Annotated in this window: 18 protein-coding genes; 10 read left to right on the top strand and 8 right to left on the bottom strand. The window is 67.4% G+C overall.

Going from position 1 to position 17,586, the window contains the following annotated elements:
* Nucleotides 1-29 precede the first annotated feature (29 nt).
* On the top strand, nucleotides 30-371 hold the full coding sequence (grxD, locus tag ACWPKK_RS02320; RefSeq protein WP_452000774.1) for a Grx4 family monothiol glutaredoxin: 342 nt from the start codon (nucleotides 30-32) through the stop codon (nucleotides 369-371).
* Nucleotides 372-532: 161 nt separating this feature from the next.
* Nucleotides 533-1,459 (top strand): EamA family transporter RarD, encoded by a 927-nt coding sequence (rarD, locus tag ACWPKK_RS02315; protein ID WP_324865379.1) that lies wholly within the window; start codon nucleotides 533-535, stop codon nucleotides 1,457-1,459.
* Nucleotides 1,460-1,462: 3 nt separating this feature from the next.
* On the opposite strand, the gene ACWPKK_RS02310 is transcribed toward rarD, so the two are convergent.
* Nucleotides 1,463-2,128 (bottom strand): TetR/AcrR family transcriptional regulator, encoded by a 666-nt coding sequence (locus ACWPKK_RS02310; protein WP_324865381.1) that lies wholly within the window; start codon nucleotides 2,126-2,128, stop codon nucleotides 1,463-1,465.
* Between the two features lie 135 nt (nucleotides 2,129-2,263).
* Here ACWPKK_RS02310 and ACWPKK_RS02305 point away from each other — a divergent pair, with 135 nt between their 5' ends.
* Nucleotides 2,264-3,394, top strand: coding sequence for an alkene reductase (locus ACWPKK_RS02305; protein ID WP_324865383.1), 1,131 nt, complete (start codon nucleotides 2,264-2,266; stop codon nucleotides 3,392-3,394).
* Nucleotides 3,395-3,539: 145 nt separating this feature from the next.
* On the opposite strand, the gene ACWPKK_RS02300 is transcribed toward ACWPKK_RS02305, so the two are convergent.
* A complete protein-coding gene (locus ACWPKK_RS02300; protein ID WP_452000771.1) occupies nucleotides 3,540-4,052 on the bottom strand; it encodes a hypothetical protein in 513 nt (170 codons plus the stop codon).
* Nucleotides 4,053-4,363: 311 nt separating this feature from the next.
* On the opposite strand from ACWPKK_RS02300, the gene ACWPKK_RS02295 reads away from it, so the two are divergent.
* From ACWPKK_RS02295 to nifW, 6 genes are all read left to right on the top strand, one after another.
* Entirely contained in the window at nucleotides 4,364-4,759 is a 396-nt protein-coding gene (locus ACWPKK_RS02295) for a HesB/IscA family protein (protein ID WP_452000769.1), read from the top strand.
* A 57-nt stretch (nucleotides 4,760-4,816) separates the two neighbouring features.
* A complete protein-coding gene (nifU, locus tag ACWPKK_RS02290; protein WP_452000768.1) occupies nucleotides 4,817-5,740 on the top strand; it encodes a Fe-S cluster assembly protein NifU in 924 nt (307 codons plus the stop codon).
* Between the two features lie 16 nt (nucleotides 5,741-5,756).
* On the top strand, nucleotides 5,757-6,962 hold the full coding sequence (gene nifS, locus ACWPKK_RS02285; RefSeq protein ID WP_452000766.1) for a cysteine desulfurase NifS: 1,206 nt from the start codon (nucleotides 5,757-5,759) through the stop codon (nucleotides 6,960-6,962).
* A gap of 258 nt (nucleotides 6,963-7,220) precedes the next feature.
* A complete protein-coding gene (nifV, locus tag ACWPKK_RS02280; RefSeq protein WP_452000764.1) occupies nucleotides 7,221-8,342 on the top strand; it encodes a homocitrate synthase in 1,122 nt (373 codons plus the stop codon).
* On the top strand, nucleotides 8,339-9,163 hold the full coding sequence (gene cysE, locus ACWPKK_RS02275) for a serine O-acetyltransferase (protein WP_452000762.1): 825 nt from the start codon (nucleotides 8,339-8,341) through the stop codon (nucleotides 9,161-9,163). The genes nifV and cysE overlap by 4 nt, the downstream gene beginning before the upstream one ends.
* A gap of 13 nt (nucleotides 9,164-9,176) precedes the next feature.
* Nucleotides 9,177-9,512, top strand: coding sequence for a nitrogenase-stabilizing/protective protein NifW (nifW, locus tag ACWPKK_RS02270; protein WP_310114807.1), 336 nt, complete (start codon nucleotides 9,177-9,179; stop codon nucleotides 9,510-9,512).
* A 57-nt stretch (nucleotides 9,513-9,569) separates the two neighbouring features.
* Here nifW and ACWPKK_RS02265 read toward each other — a convergent pair whose 3' ends face one another.
* Nucleotides 9,570-9,872, bottom strand: a complete 303-nt coding sequence (locus tag ACWPKK_RS02265; protein WP_324865400.1) for a hypothetical protein — start codon at nucleotides 9,870-9,872, stop codon at nucleotides 9,570-9,572.
* 294 nt (nucleotides 9,873-10,166) lie between these two features.
* Here ACWPKK_RS02265 and ACWPKK_RS02260 point away from each other — a divergent pair, with 294 nt between their 5' ends.
* Complete coding sequence (locus ACWPKK_RS02260) at nucleotides 10,167-10,571, top strand: response regulator (RefSeq protein WP_452000760.1); 405 nt, start codon at nucleotides 10,167-10,169, stop codon at nucleotides 10,569-10,571.
* Between the two features lie 87 nt (nucleotides 10,572-10,658).
* On the opposite strand, the gene ACWPKK_RS02255 is transcribed toward ACWPKK_RS02260, so the two are convergent.
* The 5 genes from ACWPKK_RS02255 to ACWPKK_RS02235 all read right to left on the bottom strand — a co-directional run bounded on the left by ACWPKK_RS02255 (nucleotide 10,659) and on the right by ACWPKK_RS02235 (nucleotide 17,549).
* Nucleotides 10,659-10,952 carry a ferredoxin family protein gene (locus ACWPKK_RS02255; RefSeq protein ID WP_452000758.1) on the bottom strand — a complete coding sequence of 98 codons (294 nt, stop codon included), beginning with the start codon at nucleotides 10,950-10,952 and terminating at the stop codon, nucleotides 10,659-10,661.
* Nucleotides 10,949-12,250 carry an FAD-dependent monooxygenase gene (locus ACWPKK_RS02250; RefSeq protein ID WP_452000756.1) on the bottom strand — a complete coding sequence of 434 codons (1,302 nt, stop codon included), beginning with the start codon at nucleotides 12,248-12,250 and terminating at the stop codon, nucleotides 10,949-10,951. The genes ACWPKK_RS02255 and ACWPKK_RS02250 overlap by 4 nt, the downstream gene beginning before the upstream one ends.
* A 28-nt stretch (nucleotides 12,251-12,278) precedes the next feature.
* Nucleotides 12,279-13,358 (bottom strand): electron transfer flavoprotein subunit alpha/FixB family protein, encoded by a 1,080-nt coding sequence (locus ACWPKK_RS02245; protein WP_452000754.1) that lies wholly within the window; start codon nucleotides 13,356-13,358, stop codon nucleotides 12,279-12,281.
* A 25-nt stretch (nucleotides 13,359-13,383) separates the two neighbouring features.
* Entirely contained in the window at nucleotides 13,384-14,235 is an 852-nt protein-coding gene (locus ACWPKK_RS02240) for an electron transfer flavoprotein subunit beta/FixA family protein (protein WP_452000752.1), read from the bottom strand.
* Between the two features lie 227 nt (nucleotides 14,236-14,462).
* A complete protein-coding gene (locus ACWPKK_RS02235; RefSeq protein WP_452000751.1) occupies nucleotides 14,463-17,549 on the bottom strand; it encodes a response regulator in 3,087 nt (1,028 codons plus the stop codon).
* Nucleotides 17,550-17,586 lie beyond the last annotated feature (37 nt).

Here is a 17,586-nt window from a genome sequence, read left to right as displayed (position 1 = left end):
CCGGACCAAATCGGAAGGGTTATCGAGTCATGGTCGATCAGAACGTCGTCGAGCGCATCAAGCAGGACATCGAAGGCAACGATGTCGTGCTGTACATGAAGGGGACCCCGGTGTTCCCGCAGTGCGGCTTCTCCGCCGCCGTCGTCCAGGTGCTGAGCCACACCGGCGTCAAGTTCAAGGGCGTCAACATCCTGGAGGATCCGGGCCTGCGCCAGGGTCTGAAGGAATACTCGAACTGGCCGACCTTCCCGCAGCTCTACGTCAAGGGCGAGCTGGTCGGCGGCTGCGACATCGTCCGCGAGATGTACGAGTCGGGCGAGCTGCAGACCCTGCTGGCCGACAAGGGCGTCGCCACCGGCGCCGCCGCCTGACACGGCCGGTGTCTTCCAGGAACCGGAACGAAAAGCCCCGCTTCGGCGGGGTTTTTTGTTGAGTGAACAGGGCGCGGGGCGGGAGTGATGCCGGTCGCGCAGCCCGGCCATGTTCGTCCGCCCGCTGCCGGATTGCACAAACAATGTGCTAAACGGACGGTATGGTTCAGACCCCGCCGCCCGCCAAGGCCCCGACCTCCACAACCGCGGCGTTCGTCGCGGCGCTGGCCTCCTACCTGATCTGGGGGCTGGTCAACCCGGTCTTCTTCAAATCGCTGGGCGATGTCGGCGCGGTGGAGATCGTGGCGCACCGCGTGGTCTGGACGGTGGTGCTGGTCGGCATCGGCGTGCTGGCCACCCGTGGGCCCGCGGCGATCGTGGCAGCGGTGGGAAGCTGGCGCCGGCTGGGCGTTTTCCTGGTCACCACGCTGCTGGTCACCACCAACTGGACCGTTTTCATCTGGGCGGTGGTCAACAGCCGGCTGGTCGAGGCCAGCCTGGGATACTTCATCAACCCGCTGGTCAATGTGCTGCTGGGCGTGCTGTTCCTGAACGAAAAGCTCAGCCGCGGGCGGATGCTGGCGGTCGCCATCGCCGCGGCCGGCGTCGGCAGCCTCGTCGTCAGCTATGGCGCCGTGCCCTGGGTCGCCCTGTCGCTGGCGCTGTCCTTCGGTTTCTATGCGCTGGTGCGCAAGAAGGCGGCGGTCGATCCGGTGGTCGGTCTGCTGGTGGAAACCGCGCTGCTGCTGCCGGCCGCCCTCGGCTATCTGCTGTGGCTGGGCGGCAGCGGGGCCTTCGGCCATGAATGGGGCGAGAGCACCCTGCTGGTGCTGGCCGGGCCGATGACGGCGGTGCCGCTGGTGCTGTTCATGATCGGTGCGACCCGGCTCACCATGACCACGCTCGGTCTGCTGCAATATGTCGGGCCGACCGGACAGCTTCTGCTGGGCGTGCTGGTCTATGGCGAGGCCTTCACCCGCAGCCACGCCATCACCTTCGCCTGCATCTGGGTGGCGCTGGCCGTCTTCACCGCGGACGCGGTGCACAGCCACCGCACCGCCGCCCGGACCGCAACTGCCGCGGAGTAGTCTTTACCGCGGCGTCAGGCCGTGGGCGATGGTGTGGGCCAGCGTGCCGACCATGGCGCAGATGCCGGCGTCGTCGCGGCCGAACACCACCTGATCGAGAAAACCCAGCCCGAAGCTGAGCGTCGCGATGCCGGCCGCCACATTGGCGAGGTCGGCGTCGGCGGCGATGGCGCCGCGGTCGCGGAACCCCTCCAACCGCTTCAGCAGACAGGGAATGCGGCTTTGCGAGAGGGTGCGGGCCATTTCGTCCGCAACCGCTTGATCGACCAGGGCGCGGGCCAGAACCACGCGGGTGAAGTCGCGGCATTCCCAGCTGTGCTTCAGTTGCGCGTGCAGGAAGCGGGCAAGGTCGGTCTCCAGATCCTCGTCCGGCGGCGGCAGGTGGCAGCCGCCCGATTCCTCGCGCCAATAGCGTTCCACCACCGCCAGCAGCAGCCCGCTCTTGCCTGAGAAATAGCGCTGGATCAGCTGTTCGTTGACCCCGGCCCGCCCGGAGATCTCGCGCGTCGTCGCCGCGTCGAAGCCGCGTTCGGCGAACACCAGCTTGGCGGCGTCGAGCAGCGCGCCTTCCGTCGCGGCACGGTCGCGCTTGCGCACCCCGCCCTCGCAGGCCCCGTCAGTGGTGCCGCTGCCCGGGCAACAGCCGTCCGCGTCCTTGCTTGCGTCCAAAACCCGTCCCTCTCCCGTGGTGCCGTCGGCTGGATAATAAGTATGTGGATACATACTTGACAAGCGGCAGGCTCCGGTTCAAGTATGTACTCACATACATACAAGCCAATTCGCCCAACAGGGGGTAGTCCCGCCATGCCGCACAGCACCGATCTGCACAGCACCGCCACCCCGGATCTGTTCGCCCCGCTGCGCCTCGGCGCGATCGAGCTGCCGAACCGCGTCGTCATGGCGCCGATGACCCGCAGCCGCGCCGGCGAAGGCAACTGCCCGACCGCGCTGACCGCCGAGTATTACGCGCAGCGCGCCTCGGCAGGCCTGATCATCACCGAGGCGACGCAGGTCTGCGACACCGCCCAGGGGTATCCCAACACGCCGGGCATCCACACCGATGCCCAGACCCTGGCCTGGCGCGCGGTGGCCGACGCCGTGCACGATGCCGGCGGACGGATCGTCACCCAGCTCTGGCATGTCGGGCGCATCTCCCACCCGCGCTTCCAGCCGAACGGCGCCGCCCCGGTCGCCCCGTCGGCCATCGCGGCAAAGGGCCAGCTCTACACCGGCGCCGGCATGGAACCCTTCCCGGTGCCGCGCGCCCTGGACACGTCCGAGATCCCCGGTCTGGTCCGCCATTTCGCCGATGCCGCCAAGCGCGCGGTGTTCGATGCCGGCCTGGACGGCGTCGAGATCCACGCGGCCAACGGCTATCTGATCGACCAGTTCCTGCGCGACAGCACCAACACCCGCAACGACCAGTATGGCGGGACGGTGGAAAACCGCTGCCGCTTCCTGCTGGAGATCCTGGAGGCCACGGCCCATGCCGTCGGTGCCGACCGCATCGGCGTCCGCCTGTCGCCGACCGGCGTGTTCAACGACATGAAGGACAGCGACCCGCTGCCGCATTTCCTGGCGATCACCAAGGCGCTGAACCCCTTCAATCTCGCCTATCTGCACGTGATCGAGGGGCGGCCCGGCCACCACATGGCTCCGCCGGACGGTGCGCCGCATGTGGCGTCCGCCCTGCGCGCCGCCTTCAAGGGTCCGTTCATCCTGAATGGCGGATACAGCCGCGACGATGCCGACGCCGCACTCGCCAAGGGTGAGGCCGACGCGGTCAGCTTCGGCGAGTCCTTCATCTCCAACCCGGACCTGCCCGTGCGCTTCCGTGTCGGCGCATCGCTGGCCGAACCGGATCGCACCACCTATTACGGCGGCGACGCCAAGGGCTACACCGACTATCCGGCCCTGGAATCCGTCGCCGCCTGACCGGATTGCGGCCTCCCTGCCCCGGCGGGGCCGCAATTGCTCTCGACGTGAGAGCGCGTCGTGAGAGCGTCGTGAGACGCAAATCCCCGCTGCCCCCGGCCCGGCTCCCCCCTGGGCCGGGGGACTTTTTTTGTGGAGCCGGCCTCTACGCCGCCCCGCCCTCTCCGTCCAGTCCGCGGGCCAAGGCGGCGATGGTGCCGTAACCGACCTGATCGGCCGGGTCGATTTCCGCCATCTTGGCAAGGATCGCCAGCGCCTTGTCGCGGTTGTGGCGGCGCAGTTCGATGAAAGCGAGCGCCTTCATGGTGAACAGGAAGAAGCGCGCCGGCCCGGCCGCCGTCCAGTCGGTGGAATCAGCCGTCAACTGCGACCAGTCCGCCGGAAAACCGCCCTGGAGCGCCGCGGCATCCAGCCCGATGCGGGCCACCCGCTCCGCGTCCGTCAGCTTCTTGCGGTTGAAGTAGAATTTGTAGAGCGCATAGAAGACCGGCAGCACCCGAGGCCCCTTGCGATGAGCCTCCCACAGCAGCGCCTCGCAGGTGTCCGGCACGTCGCGGGCCTTCACCGCCTCCTGCAACAGTTCGTCGATCTGTTCCGGCACGTCGCCGAACGCCATGCGGCCGTTCGACATCCTGAGTTCGATCGGTTCGTCGCTCATCGCTTTCCTCGCCACTAATTCCTGCTGACGCAATCAATCATCCGACGCACCGACGACGCCCCATGGTACGCGCGCGGGCACGGCGAAAGACCACAATATTTTTGTGCGGCGAAGTGTCGCGGCTGTCGCAAAGACGACACGCGCCAAACCCGACAAAATGGTTCGTGTGCGGAACTTTGTCAGACTTTCGCCACGCCGGCCCGACCTGACAATCGTTGAAAATCAACGTCTTGCCTGTTTGGCACACCCCTTGCTCTATTCCTCGTCAGATCGGCCGGCATCTCCGGCAACGCGGCTTGAGGAGGCGGGACATGGTGACTCTGACGGATGCGGCGGTTTCCACCCTGGAACGGGTCCTGGCGAAGTCGGGCGGTGCGGCCGCCGGCTTGCGGATCGCGGTGACCGACGGCGGCTGCGCCGGCCTTAAATACCAGATGGGGCTGGAGGCCTCGGCCGGCGATGACGACGCGGTGCTCAGCTTCGGCCCGGTCACCATCTTCGTCGACGCCAACAGCCAGCCCTTCCTGAGCGGCGTGGTGGTCGATTTCGTCGAGGGCATCGAGGGCTCCGGCTTCAAGTTCGACAATCCGAACGCGACCAGCAGCTGCGGCTGCGGCAAGTCCTTCTCGGCCGGCAGTGACGGTGGCGGCTCCTGCTCGACCTCCTCGTCCAGCTGCGGGTCGTCGGCCCCCTACTCGACTCACTGAATTCGCCTCCGGACGGATCTTCCCCAAGGCGCGCACCCACGGAAAGGCAGCAGCGACATGTGGAACTACACCGACAAGGTCAAGGAACACTTCTTCAATCCGAAGAACTCCGGTGTCCTGGACAGCGCCAATGCGGTCGGCGAGGTCGGCTCCATCACCTGCGGCGACGCGCTGCGTCTGATGCTGAAGGTCGATCCCGACACCCAGATCATCCAGGACGCGAAGTTCCAGACCTTCGGCTGCGGCTCGGCCATCGCCTCAAGCTCCGCGCTGACCGAGATGATCATCGGCAAGACGGTGGACGAGGCGCTGACCCTGACCAACCGCGACATCGCCGAGTATCTCGGCGGCCTGCCGCCGGAGAAGATGCACTGCTCCGTCATGGGTGCGGAGGCGCTGCGCGCCGCCATCGCCAACTACAAGGGCGAGGCGTGGGAAGACGACCATGAGGAAGGCGAGCTGGTCTGCAAATGCTTCGGCATCGACGCCGCGATGATCGAGCGCGCGGTGACCGTCAACGGCCTGACCACACTGGAGGAAGTCACCCACTACACCAAGGCCGGCGGCTCCTGCCAGACCTGCCACGAGAAGATCGAGGAGGTGCTGGAGGAGGTGCTGGCGAAGACCGGCGCGTTGAAGCCCGCCAAGAAGCATGCCCCCGGCACGGTCGGGCTCGACGCCATCAAGCCGCTGGAGCCGAAGGCCGAACCGGCCACGGCGCCCAAGCTGACGAACGTCCAGCGCATGCAGGTCATCATGGGCGCCATCGAGGAGATTCGCCCGCAGATCCAGCGCGACGGCGGCGACGTTGAGCTGGTCGATATCGACGGCAAGGACATCTATGTGCGGCTCTCCGGCGCCTGCTCCGGCTGTTCGCAGTCGGCCGGCACGATGATGGGCGTGCAGATGAAGCTGGTCGAGAAGCTCGGCGAGTTCGTGCGGGTCAAGCCCGCGTCCCTCATGCCAGCCCATGCGAACTAAGGGGGAGCGTGACGCCATGAGCCAGGGCATCTATCTCGACAACAACGCCACCACCCGCGTCGATCCGGAAGTGCTGCAGGAGATGCTGCCGCTCTTCACCGAGCATTTCGGCAACGCCTCCTCCATGCACGGCTTCGGCGCCGCGGTGGGCGGCAAGATCGAATGGGCGCGCAAGCAGGTCCAGGCCCTGCTGGGCGCCGCCCATGACAGCGAGATCGTCTTCACCTCCGGGGGCACGGAAAGCGACAACACCGCCATCCTGTCGGCGCTGGAGGCCTATCCGAAGAAGCGCGAGATCGTCACCAGCGTGGTCGAACACCCCGGCGTGCTGGCGCTCTGCGAGTATCTGGAGAAGAAGCGCGGCTACACGGTCCACCGCATCCCCGTGGACGCCAAGGGCAACCTCGACATGGAGGCCTACCGCGCAGCATTGTCCGACCGGGTCGCCATCGTCTCCATCATGTGGGCCAACAACGAAACCGGGACGATCTTCCCGGTGGAGGAACTGGCGCGCATGGCGAAGGAGGTCGGCGCCCTCTTCCACACCGACGCGGTGCAGTCGGTCGGCAAGATCCCGGTGAAGCTGGCGGACAGCGCCATCGACATGCTGTCGCTGTCCGGCCACAAGCTGCACGCTCCCAAGGGCATCGGCGCGCTCTACGTCAAGCGCGGCCTGCGCTACCGCCCGATGCTGCGCGGCGGCCATCAGGAGCGCTCGCGCCGCGCCGGCACCGAGAACGCGCCCGGAATCGTCGGGCTGGGCGCCGCCGCCCAATTGGCGCTGGTCCATATGGGCGACGAGAACACGCGGGTGAAGGCGCTGCGCGACAAGTTGGAACAGGCGATCCTGGCGGCGGTACCGAGCTGCTTCGTCACCGGCAACCCCGACAACCGCCTGCCCAACACCTGCAACATCGCCTTCGAGTATATCGAGGGCGAGGCGATCCTCCTGCTGCTGAACGAGGCCGGTATCGCGGCGTCCTCCGGCTCCGCCTGCACCTCGGGTTCGCTGGAGCCCAGCCACGTCATGCGCGCCATGGGCGTGCCCTACACCGCCGCCCATGGCGCCACCCGCTTCTCCCTGTCGCGCGAAACGACGGAGGAGGAGATCGACCGGGTCATCGCCGTGGTGCCGGGCATCATCGCTAAGCTGCGCAGCCTGTCGCCCTACTGGCAACAGGACGCGGGCAAGGCGAAGGAGTTTGCACCCGTTTATTCGTAACACCGGAATCGCAGGCCGGGTCGATGGCCCGTCCCGGCACCCCGCCCGACGACACCCCGTCGGGGCGGGTCCCCGGCCCGGCCTGCGACACTTCCTTGGGGGCTGTGCTTGCCCCCACCCTAACCCTCCCCCGCTGGGCGGGGGAGGGAACTCCGCCGCTCCTTTGCAACAGCCTCCGCAAAGCTCCTACCCCCTCCCCCGCCCAGCGGGGGAGGGTCGGGGTGGGGGCAATCGGCGACGACGATGCGAGGTGCCCCCATGCCCACCACCTTCGCCACCATCAACGACACGACGCTGCGCGACGGCGAGCAGACGGCGGGCGTCGCCTTCACGCTGGACGAGAAGATCGCCATCGCCCGCGCGCTCGACGCCGCCGGCGTACCGGAGCAGGAGATCGGCATCCCAGCCATGGGCGAGGAGGAGCGCGAGGGCATCCGCGCCGTGGCCGCACTGGGGCTGAAGGGCCGGCTGATGGTGTGGTGCCGCATGCACGACGCCGACCTGAAGGCGGCGCTGTCCTGCAATGTCGGCTTCGTCAACCTCTCGATGCCGGTGTCGGACATCCAAATCACGAAGAAGCTGAAGCGCAGCCGAGCCTGGGCGCTGGCGGAGATCGAGCGCCGGGTGAAACAGGCACGCGACCATGGGCTGGAGGTCAGCGTCGGCGGCGAGGATTCCTCCCGCGCCGACATGGATTTCCTGATCGCCGCCGCCACGGTGGCGCAAGGAGCGGGCGCGCGGCGCTTCCGATTCGCCGACACTCTCGGCGTGCTCGACCCCTTCCAGACGCGCGCCTGCATCGAACGGCTGCGCCGGGCGACCGACCTGGAGATCGAGATCCACGCCCATGACGACCTGGGCCTCGCCAACGCCAATTCGCTGGCCGCGGTGCTGGGCGGCGCCACTCACGTCAACACCACGGTGAACGGGCTGGGCGAGCGCGCCGGCAATGCCCCCCTGGAGGAGGTGGTGGTCTCGCTGAAGCACCTCTACCACATCGACACCGGCGTGGAGACGCGGTCGCTCAGCGCCATCAGCGATCTGGTGGAGCGAGCCTCCAACCGGCCGGTGGCGGTCAACAAGTCGATCGTCGGCGCCGCCGTCTTCACCCACGAGGCCGGCATCCATGTCGACGGGCTGCTGCGCGACCGCGCCACCTACCAGAATTTCGACCCGGCCGAGGTCGGGCGCGAACACCGCATCGTGCTGGGCAAGCACTCCGGCACCGCGGCGGTGAAGCTGGCCTACGAGCGGCTCGGCATCGCCTGCGACGACGCCACCGCGCAGGCGGTGCTGCCGCGCGTCCGCGCGCTGGCCACCTGCGCCAAACGGCCGCCCACGCCCGAGGAACTGCACGCCTTCCTGGAGGCGGCGACATGACCCGGCCCAAAAGCTCCCCGGGCATTCTGGCCCTGCTGCGCGAGGACGTCGCCTGCGTGTTCGACCGCGATCCTGCGGCGCGCAATGTCTTCGACGTGCTGACCTGCTATCCCGGCATCCATGCGCTGGTGATCCACCGCTTCGCCAATGCGGCCTGGCGGCGGGGGCTGCGCTGGCCGGCGCGCTTCCTGTCCTATGTGGCGCGCGCGGTGACCAACATCGACATCCATCCCGGTGCCGGCATCGGCCGCCGTTTCTTCATCGACCATGGTGCCGGCGTGGTGATCGGCGAGACCGCGGAGATCGGCGACGACGTGACGCTCTATCACGGGGTGACGCTGGGCGGCACCTCCTGGACCAAGGGCAAGCGGCACCCGACGCTGGCGGACGGCGTGCTGGTCGGTGCCGGCGCCAAGGTCCTGGGGCCGATCACCGTCGGCACCAACGCGCGGGTCGGCGCCAACTCGGTGGTGACCAAGCCGGTACCGCCGGGAATGACCGTGGTCGGCATCCCCGGCCGGGTGGTGCGGCCGGAAGCGCATCGCCATCTTTCCAATCACGGCATCGATCTGGAACATCATCTCATGCCTGACCCGGTCGGTAAGGCCATCGCCTGCCTGATCGACCACATCAACCGCATCGAAGCCCGGCTGGAAGCCCACACCGCAACCGAAACGTCACAGTTTTCTGCTAAAAACGTCCGTCTTTCGGAATTTCGGTTGAGCGATATACGTTTGGACGGTGTGGCCTGCAGCTCTTGTGGCAACATCTGCGACCAGGAGGGGTGCAGCCCCTCCCCTTCCACCCAGCAGCACGCGTGAGGAGCCTTCGACGATGAGCGATTTCACCGACGACCTCGACGATCTAGAAACCGCGGAAGACTTCCTGCGCTTCTTCCACGTCACCTATGACCAGCGCGTGGTCAATGTGAACCGCCTGCACATCCTGCAGCGCTTTCACGACTACCTGTCGGCGGACCATGGGATGGAGGGGCTGGACGACGAAGGCATGTCGGCGCGCTACCGCTTTCATCTGGAACGCGCCTACCAGGATTTCATGGTGTCCAACGCCATCGCGGAGAAGACCTTCAAGGTCCACAAGGAGGAAGCGCGCAAGATGGCAGACCGCTTCGTCCCGCTGGACAGCCTGCTGGGGTCGCCGGTCGGCTGAGCCGCCGGCACCCATGACATCGACGGGAGGGGGGCGCCGGCCGCGCCCCCTTTGCCGTCAGTGGATCTTGCTCTCGTTGGGGCCGTCGTCGCGCCGGTAGACGTGGACGTGGTAGGCGGCCATCGGGTTCTCGTCGATGTAACGCAGCAGTTCCTGCTCCGTCCGCGGCGTAGCGTCGCGGATCAGAACCTGCCAGGCAGGCTCCATCGTCGCACGCATGGTCTCGTCGTGGGGCAGCATGATGAATCCGGCCCATTCGGGTTCGAAATCCGCCAGATAGCTCTTGGCGTAGTGCTTCATCATCGCCGCGTCGTTGACGTTGACGTTCTCCATATTTTCGAAACAGACACGCAGGTCCATCGCCGTCCTCCTCATGGAATAGGGCGCGGCCCCGCCAATGGTCCGCAAGGGACGCGCGCAGGTCCGCGATGTTCGGTCCTGAAAACAGCCATGGGACAGAGATGGTACGCCGACGGGGTGAAAAACAAGGGCGTGCGATCTCTCCTCACGCACCTGCGCCGACCTGCTGCCATGCCTGCCCGTAGCGCCATGCATCAGGCGCAGACCGCACCATTGGTCATAATCCTGCGCTTTTTGGGTTCGCCTACTGCGTGGCTCCTGTAGAATTCTTGTGACAGCACCCGCGCGAGTACGATGACAGACATTACGCCTGCCTCCGACCATCCCCTGCGCATCCTCATCGTCGAGGACGAAAGTCTCGCCGCCATGGCTTTGGAAGAGGTCCTGGGCATGCTGGGCTTCGCCGTCATCGGCATCGAGGACAATGCCGACGCCGCGATCGGGGCGGCCGAGCGGCTGCGCCCAGACATCGTGATGATGGACATCCGCCTGCTCGGCCCGCGCGACGGGATCGACGCCGCCGCGGCCATCCGTGCCCGCACCGGCATCCGCTGCATCTTCACCTCCGCCTTCGCCGATGCCGAGACCCGGCACCGCGCCGCCGACTGCGAGCCCTTCGGCTTCGTCCGCAAACCCTATTTCCCGGCGGAACTGCAGCGGGCGCTGGACCATGCGGCGGGGGTGTTGCGGAGTAGCTGATTACCCCTTGCTCAAGACAAATCGGCCCCCGCGCGTCGCCGCGCGGAGGCCATCCAGTTCCGGGGCAAGACAACAGACGCGAACCGATCAGCCGAACTTGTAGCTGATGCCGTAACCGCCGCGCGGATAGTCCCAGGCGATGTTGCCCTTGTCCTGGCAGACGACGCGGCAGGTGCCGCATTCCAGGCAGCCGTCGGTCACCAGCGTCACGCCGCCGGTCTCGTTCTTGCTGTAGCAGGCGGCCGGGCAACAGAAGGTACAGGCCTGTTTCTCGCAGCTCTGGCAGGCCTCCAGGCTCTTGATCTGGATGTGCGGCCGGCTCTCGTCGACGATGTAGCGGTTCTGATAGAGCTTCTCTTCGACCTTCACCATGATGCTCATCGCACGGCCCTCACCAGCTTGATTGCGTCACCGACCAGCCCCATCACCGAGCGGCGCTTGATGAAGGACTTCATGATCTGCTTTTCCTTGGTCTTCTTGTCGACGCTGTCCACGGTGAACCAGTTGTGGACCGCGGAGGTGATTTCGTCGGGATAGGCGCCGAAGAACTGCTTGTTGCCGTGCATGATGCCGGGCAGCTCGCGATATTTCTTCAAGTCCTTCATGATGAAGCTGTCGTCCAGCTTCTTCTTGTAGGCAGCCAGGTTCGACGCGCTGTAGCCCTTGCCGGCTGCCTTCAGCTCGATCACCGTCTCCGCCGCCATCCGGCCTGACGCCATGGCGAGGTTGGAGCCCTCGCGGTGGGCGGCGTTGTTGAAGTGTGCCGCATCGCCGACCACCATCCAGCCGTCGCCGTAGAGCTGCGGAACCGCCTTGTAGCCGCCCTCCGGGATCATGTGGGCGGCATATTCCTTCATCTCCGCCCCTTCGATCAGCGGCTTGATGACGGGGTGGTTCTTCAGATCCTCCAGCATTTTATAGGGAGGGCAATCGCCGTTCTTGAAGTCGGAGATCAGGCAGCCGATGCCGATCGTCAGCGATTCCTTGTTGGTGTAGAGGAAGGCGGTGCCGACCATCCCCTTGGTCACCTTGCCCATGATCTCGATGACGACGCCTTCATCCTCCTTGATGCCGAAGCGCTGCTGGATCAGCTCCGGATCGATGAAGAGAATTTCCTTCACCGCCAGAGCCACATTCTCCGGCGCCGCTTCGGCCTGAAGGCCGGCGCGCTTGGCGAGCAGGGCGTTGACGCCGTCGGCCATGATGACGACGTCGGCATGGATCTCCCCGCCCTCGCGGTCGGTGCGCACACCGATCACCTTGCCGGACGGGTCGCGGATCAGCTCCGTCACCGTGGTCTCGCAGATCTGCAGGCCGCCGACCTTGCGGATCTGCTCGCCCCACCATTTGTCGATGTTGGCGCGGATGATGGTGTAGCGGTTCGGCTTGTCGCTGTTGAAGGACTCCGACCGGTAGTTGGTGCCGACATAGCTGTCGTCGCCCAGCAGCCAGACGCGCTGTTCGATGATGTGGCGTTCGGTCGGGCAATCGTCCCGGAAATCCGGGATGATCTTCTCCAACTCGTGGGCGTACATGATGCCGCCCTGGACGTTCTTGGCGCCGGGATATTCGCCGCGCTCAAGCTGGAGCACCTTCAGCCCCTGCTTGGCCAGCGTGTATGTCGCGGCGTTGCCGGACGGGCCGGCACCGATGACGATGGCGTCGAACTTTTCGACCATGTCGACAGGCTCCTTTCTCGTCCGGCGGTCAGCCGGCCATGCGGTTGACGGAGAGGCGACGACCGAAGGCGTCGGTCAGCGCCGGCAGGATCGTCAGCGCGTCGCCGACCAGCCCGAGATGGGCGAAGTCGAAGATCGTCGCGTTGGGATCGGTGTTGATCGCCAGGATCAGGTCCGACTTCTCCATGCCGACCCGATGCTGGATGGCGCCGGAGATACCGGCGGCGATGTAGAGCTTGGGCCGCACCGTCTTGCCGGTCTGCCCGACCTGACGGTCATTCGTGGCCCAGCCGGCCTGGACCAGCGGGCGGGTCACGCCGACCTCGCCGCCCAGCACCCGGGCGAGGTCGAAGACCAGTTTCATGTTCTCGACCTTGCCCAGCCCCTTGCCGGCCGACACGATGATGTCGGCGAAGGCCAGCTGCGCCTCGTTCTGCTCGCGGTCGGCGATGAAGTTCAGGACCTTGGTGACGATGTCCTCTTCCCGCAGATCGGGTCGGATTTCGACGACGCGGCCGGTGCGCGCGTCGTCGCGTTCCGGCATCGCCATCACGCGCGGGCGCACCGTCGCCATCTGCGGCCGGTAGGCCAGCGTCTGGATGGTGCAGAGCAGCGTGCCGCCGAAGGTCGGCCGGGTGGCGGCCAGCGAGCGGTTGTCGGCGTAGATGTCCAGTTCGGTGCAGTCGGCGGTCAGGCCGGTCGCCAGCGTGGTGGCGATGGCGCCGGCCAGATCGCGGCCCAGCGTGGTGGCACCCAGCAGCACGATCTCGGGCTTGTGGGTGTTCACCACCTCGGTCATGACGCGGCAATAGGGATCGGTGCGGTAGTCGGCCAGCGCCGGGTCCGTCACCTTGTAGACGATGTCGGCGCCATAGCTGATGGCGTCGCCGCAGATGCGGTTCAGGTCGGGGCTTTCGGCGCCCAGAACCACCGCTCCCACCTCCACCCCCAGCTTGTCGGCCAGCTTGCGGGCTTCGCCCAGCAGTTCCAGCGACACGGAGTGGACGATGCCGCGCTCCTGCTCCACGATCACCCAGACGTTCTTGTAAACCTTCAGGTGTTCGGGAAGCTGGAACTTGCGGCCCTGGGGCTTGCTCGGTTCGCTCATCGTCGGGTCTCCCGCGGGTGGATCGTCAAAGCCCGGCCGCGGCGCGGGCGAGCAAATCGTCGGCCAGCTTCGGCTGGGCGCCGAAGATGGCGTCGATGGCGGCGGCGGCCTGCGCATCGGGGGTGTCGGCGTCGGCGACGATCATCTTCGCCTTCTCGGCGCGCGGCTTCGGCACGAAGACCTTCGACACCACGGTCGGCGAGCCCTTCAGCCCGACGCGGGCCTCTTCGGCGCCGGTGAAGTCGCGGCTCCAGGTCTTCAGGTCGTAGCGGGCGGCACGGAACAGATCGTCCATCTTGCCGAAGCGGATGGTATTGGTGCCCTCCAGCATGGTGATCATGCAGGGCAGCTTCGTCTTCAGCACCTGGACGCCGCCTTCGGAGCGGCGCTGAACCACGATCTCCTTGGACGCGATGTCCAGATCTTCGATCTTCGTGATGTAGGTCAGCTGCTCGAAGCCGAGGCGGGTGGCGATGCCGGGGCCGACCTGGGCGGTGTCGCCGTCGACCGTCTGCTTGCCGCAGAAGACGATGTCGACCGGCTCCTCCTCCGCCAGCTTCTGGATCGCGGAGGTCAGGGCGTATGAGGTCGCCAGCGTGTCGGACCCGGCGAACTTGCGGTCGGTCAGCAGCACCGCGTCGTCGGCCCCCAGCGACAGCGCCTTGCGCAGCGAGGTCTCCGCCATCGGCGGCCCCATGGTCAGCACGGTGACGCGGGCGCCCACCTTGTCCTTCAGCCGCAGCGCTTCTTCCAGCGAGAACAGGTCGAACGGGTTGATGATGGCGGGCACGCCCTGCCGCATGATGGTGTTGGTGACGGGATGGATGCGGATCTGGGCGCTGTCGGGCACCTGCTTGATACAGACGACGATGTGCATCCCGTTCTCCTTGGCTTCCGCTCTCGCTGTGACGCGCATGTGGGTTTGGGGCCGGCACCGGGCCGGGATACACCCAGGACAGCAAGCGGCGTGCCAGCCGGCGGAAGGCCGGTCAAGCCAAGGGAAATGTTCAGGATTCTCCGAAGGTAGGACGCACCGCGACCTTGTCGCAAAGGCGACAAGGGGGCTGCCATGTCGGGTTCGTTACAGCCCGCGCGGGGCGAGGATCAGACCGCCTCGATATGGCCGACGACGCGGTCCAGTTCGACGCCGACGCGGGCGACCATGGCGGCGATGCCGTCCAACCGGCGGTCGATCACTGCCATTTCCACCGCGTCTGCGGCGGCGGCGAGATCGCGGGCGCCGACGGTGCGCGAAGACCCCGCCAGCTTGTGGGCGGCCTGCCGCACCTCGTCCCAGATCTCGCCCGCCAGCGCATCGATGAGCCAACGGTGGGAGGTGCGGTTGGAGGTGACGAACTCGCCCAGCAGATGGCGGACGAAGTCGGCGTCACCGTCGAACAGCGCGGTCAGCGCATCCATGTCGAGCGGCGGCAGGCCGGCCGCCTGCGGCAGCGCCGGCGGAGCCTCGACGGACTCCGGCGACGGGGCGGCTTGCTCGTCGGGCTCCTCCTCCGCCCAGCCTTCCGCGTAACCGTCCGGCGGCAGGAAACGGTCGAGCACGCGGCGCAGATCGGCGAGGCTGACCGGCTTGGCCAGCGTTTCGTCCATGCCGGCCTGCAGGCAAAGCTGGGCCTCGTTCTCCGTCGCATTGGCGGTGATGGCGACGATGGGCAGGCGGGGACCTCCCCCGGCCGCTTCCGCCGCCCGGATGCTGCGGGCCAGTTCCATGCCGTCCAACTCCGGCATCTGGCAGTCGGTCAGCAGCAGGCCATGGCCGCCGGCCCGCCACAGGGCCAACGCCTGTGCGCCGTCCTCCGCGGTTTCCATGACATGGCCCAGCAAGGCGAGCTGGCGCTGGATCACCTGCCGGTTGGTCGGATGATCCTCCGCCACCAGGATCAGTCGGCACCGCGCCCGCGCCTCCTCCACCGTGGGCAGCCGCCGCCGGCCGGCGGCGGGAGCGGCCGGCTCCTCCGGCTCCGGCTGCAGATCGGCCCGTCCGCCCTCCCCTGCCGGCATGCGTCCGGCGGCAGCCAGGACGGCGCGGATCAGGCTGGTCCGCCGCACCGGCCGGCCGAGGACGACGGTTCCGGCGCCGGCCCCACCCCCCGAGGAGCCGAGCGCAGCGGTATCGCCGGCGGTCAGCGCATCGCCGCCGATCAGGACGCGGCCGCGCACCCGGCCACGCGGGTCGCTGTCCAGCGCCGCGCTGTCGGTGCCCAAGGTGGAGACCAGCACGTCGCAGGCGGCGGTGGGCAGAAGGGTGTGCAATGCCGCGTCGGCATCGGCGGCCTCCACCACCTGGGCGCCGTCGGCGTTCAGGTAGCGGGCAAGGAAGCCGCGCTCCTTCGCATCCGCGGCCAACAGCAGCACCGTCACACCCTGCAGCGGCGCCCGCTGAAGGCAGGCGTCATCCTCCGCCGGGACCAGATCGGCGGCGAAGGTGAACCAGAAGGTGGAGCCGACATTCAGTTCGCTGGTGACGCCGATGTCGCCGCCCATCAGCTCGGCCAGGCGCCGGCAGATCGACAGCCCGAGACCGGTGCCGCCGAACCGGCGGGTGGTCGACACCTCCGCCTGGGTGAAGGGACGGAACAGGCGGACCTGATTCTCCGCCGAGATGCCGATGCCGGTGTCGGTCACCGCCACCCGGATGATGACCCGGTCGCCGTCGAAATGTGCCAGTTCCACCCGCACCGTGACCGAGCCGGACTGGGTGAACTTCACCGCATTGCCGGCGATGTTGAACAGCACCTGCCGGATGCGCACCGGATCGCCCAGCACCGCGGCCGGCAGGTCGGGATCGACATAGGTGACCAGCGACAGGCCCTTGGCCCGCGCGCCGGGGGCCAGCGTGTCGGCCACCCCCTCCACCACGCCGGCCAGCGCCACCGGCACCCGTTCCAGGTCCAGCCGCCCGGCCTCGATCTTCGAGAAGTCCAGGATGTCGTTGATGATGGTCAGCAGGGCGCCGGCCGATTCCCGCACCACGGTGACCAGTTCGCGCTGGTCGCCTGTCAGGCTGGTGTGTTCCAGCAGTTCCAGCATGCCCTGGATGCCGTTCATCGGCGTGCGGATCTCATGGCTCATGGTCGCCAGGAACAGCGACTTCGCCTGGTTGGCCGCCTCCGCCTCCGACCGTGCCGCCTCCGCCGCCTCGCGCGCGGCCACGAGGTCGCGCGTGCGTTCCGCCACCTGGCCTTCCAGGCTGCGGTTCAGCTCGGTCAGTTCCTCGTAGAGGTGGACGTTGTCGAAGCCGATGGCGACCTTGGCGCAGAACACCTCCAGAAGCCGCCGTTCGTCCGCCGTCAGCGCGCGGCCATGGCCGAGATAGACCGCCGTGTCGTGCCGCCGGGTGGCGGAGCGGAAGACCAGGACGCTGTGCCCGCGCTCGAACCGGTTGCGCCCGTCGGCCAGCGCCGCCGTCACTGCCTGCACCGCCTCGTCCGGCAGGGCCAGGAACAGCGGCGTTCCTTCCATCCCGACATGGCGGCCGGCACCGCCCAGCACCAGCGGTTCCGCCGGCCGCGGTCCGTCGGACAGGCGGCTGACCAGCGCCACCCCCCCCAAAGTCATTCCATTGGCGGGCGGACAGACGCCGACGATCTGCGCCACGGCATGGCGCACGAACTCCGCCATCGTCCGCTTGCCCAGCAGCGTGGAGGACGCGTCGAGGATGCGCTCCAGCCCTTCGCGATGGTCTTCGATCGCTGTGATGTCCTGATAGCCGCGCAAAGCCGCGACGACGGAGGTGAACAGCTTCTGCGCCGTCAGCTCCGTCTTCGATTTGTAGTCGTTGATGTCGTAGCTGAGGATGACGTCGCGTTCCGGCGCCTGCCCCGGCTGGCCGGTGCGCAGGATGATGCGGACCCGCCGGTTGCTCAACTCGCTGCGGATGTAGCGGACCAGCCGCAGGCCGGCATCGTCCGACTCCATCACGACGTCGAGCAGGATCACCGCGATGGCCGGGTTGTCGCGCAGCACCCCGCGGGCTTCCGCCGCGGTGGCGGCCGACAGGAACTGCGCCGGCCGTCCTTCGAAGGTGAAGCCGCGCAGCACCATCTTGGTGGTGGCGTGGATGGCGGGGTCGTCGTCGACGATCAGGATCAGCCAGGGTTCGACCGGTTCGGCAGCCTCGGCCGCCACTTCGACGGCGGGTTCCTCCTCCGCGAACAGGAATTCGTCGCTCATCACGGTCCCCCGGCGAACTTGCCGCGCGTTTTCCACC

This window comes from Azospirillum largimobile (genome assembly GCF_977007025.2).
The sequence above is the reverse complement of the archived record's forward strand: the minus strand, read 5'-3'. Positions and strand labels throughout refer to the sequence as shown.

Coding starts and splice junctions, on each gene's coding strand:
- grxD (WP_452000774.1), top strand. CDS start 30: ATGGTCGATCAGAACGTCGTCGAGCGCATCAAGCAGGACATCGAAGGC.
- rarD (WP_324865379.1), top strand. CDS start 533: ATGGTTCAGACCCCGCCGCCCGCCAAGGCCCCGACCTCCACAACCGCG.
- ACWPKK_RS02305 (WP_324865383.1), top strand. CDS start 2,264: ATGCCGCACAGCACCGATCTGCACAGCACCGCCACCCCGGATCTGTTC.
- ACWPKK_RS02300 (WP_452000771.1), bottom strand. CDS start 4,052: ATGAGCGACGAACCGATCGAACTCAGGATGTCGAACGGCCGCATGGCG.
- ACWPKK_RS02295 (WP_452000769.1), top strand. CDS start 4,364: ATGGTGACTCTGACGGATGCGGCGGTTTCCACCCTGGAACGGGTCCTG.
- nifU (WP_452000768.1), top strand. CDS start 4,817: ATGTGGAACTACACCGACAAGGTCAAGGAACACTTCTTCAATCCGAAG.
- nifS (WP_452000766.1), top strand. CDS start 5,757: ATGAGCCAGGGCATCTATCTCGACAACAACGCCACCACCCGCGTCGAT.
- nifV (WP_452000764.1), top strand. CDS start 7,221: ATGCCCACCACCTTCGCCACCATCAACGACACGACGCTGCGCGACGGC.
- cysE (WP_452000762.1), top strand. CDS start 8,339: ATGACCCGGCCCAAAAGCTCCCCGGGCATTCTGGCCCTGCTGCGCGAG.
- nifW (WP_310114807.1), top strand. CDS start 9,177: ATGAGCGATTTCACCGACGACCTCGACGATCTAGAAACCGCGGAAGAC.
- ACWPKK_RS02265 (WP_324865400.1), bottom strand. CDS start 9,872: ATGGACCTGCGTGTCTGTTTCGAAAATATGGAGAACGTCAACGTCAAC.
- ACWPKK_RS02260 (WP_452000760.1), top strand. CDS start 10,167: ATGACAGACATTACGCCTGCCTCCGACCATCCCCTGCGCATCCTCATC.
- ACWPKK_RS02255 (WP_452000758.1), bottom strand. CDS start 10,952: ATGAGCATCATGGTGAAGGTCGAAGAGAAGCTCTATCAGAACCGCTAC.
- ACWPKK_RS02250 (WP_452000756.1), bottom strand. CDS start 12,250: ATGGTCGAAAAGTTCGACGCCATCGTCATCGGTGCCGGCCCGTCCGGC.
- ACWPKK_RS02245 (WP_452000754.1), bottom strand. CDS start 13,358: ATGAGCGAACCGAGCAAGCCCCAGGGCCGCAAGTTCCAGCTTCCCGAA.
- ACWPKK_RS02240 (WP_452000752.1), bottom strand. CDS start 14,235: ATGCACATCGTCGTCTGTATCAAGCAGGTGCCCGACAGCGCCCAGATC.
- ACWPKK_RS02235 (WP_452000751.1), bottom strand. CDS start 17,549: ATGAGCGACGAATTCCTGTTCGCGGAGGAGGAACCCGCCGTCGAAGTG.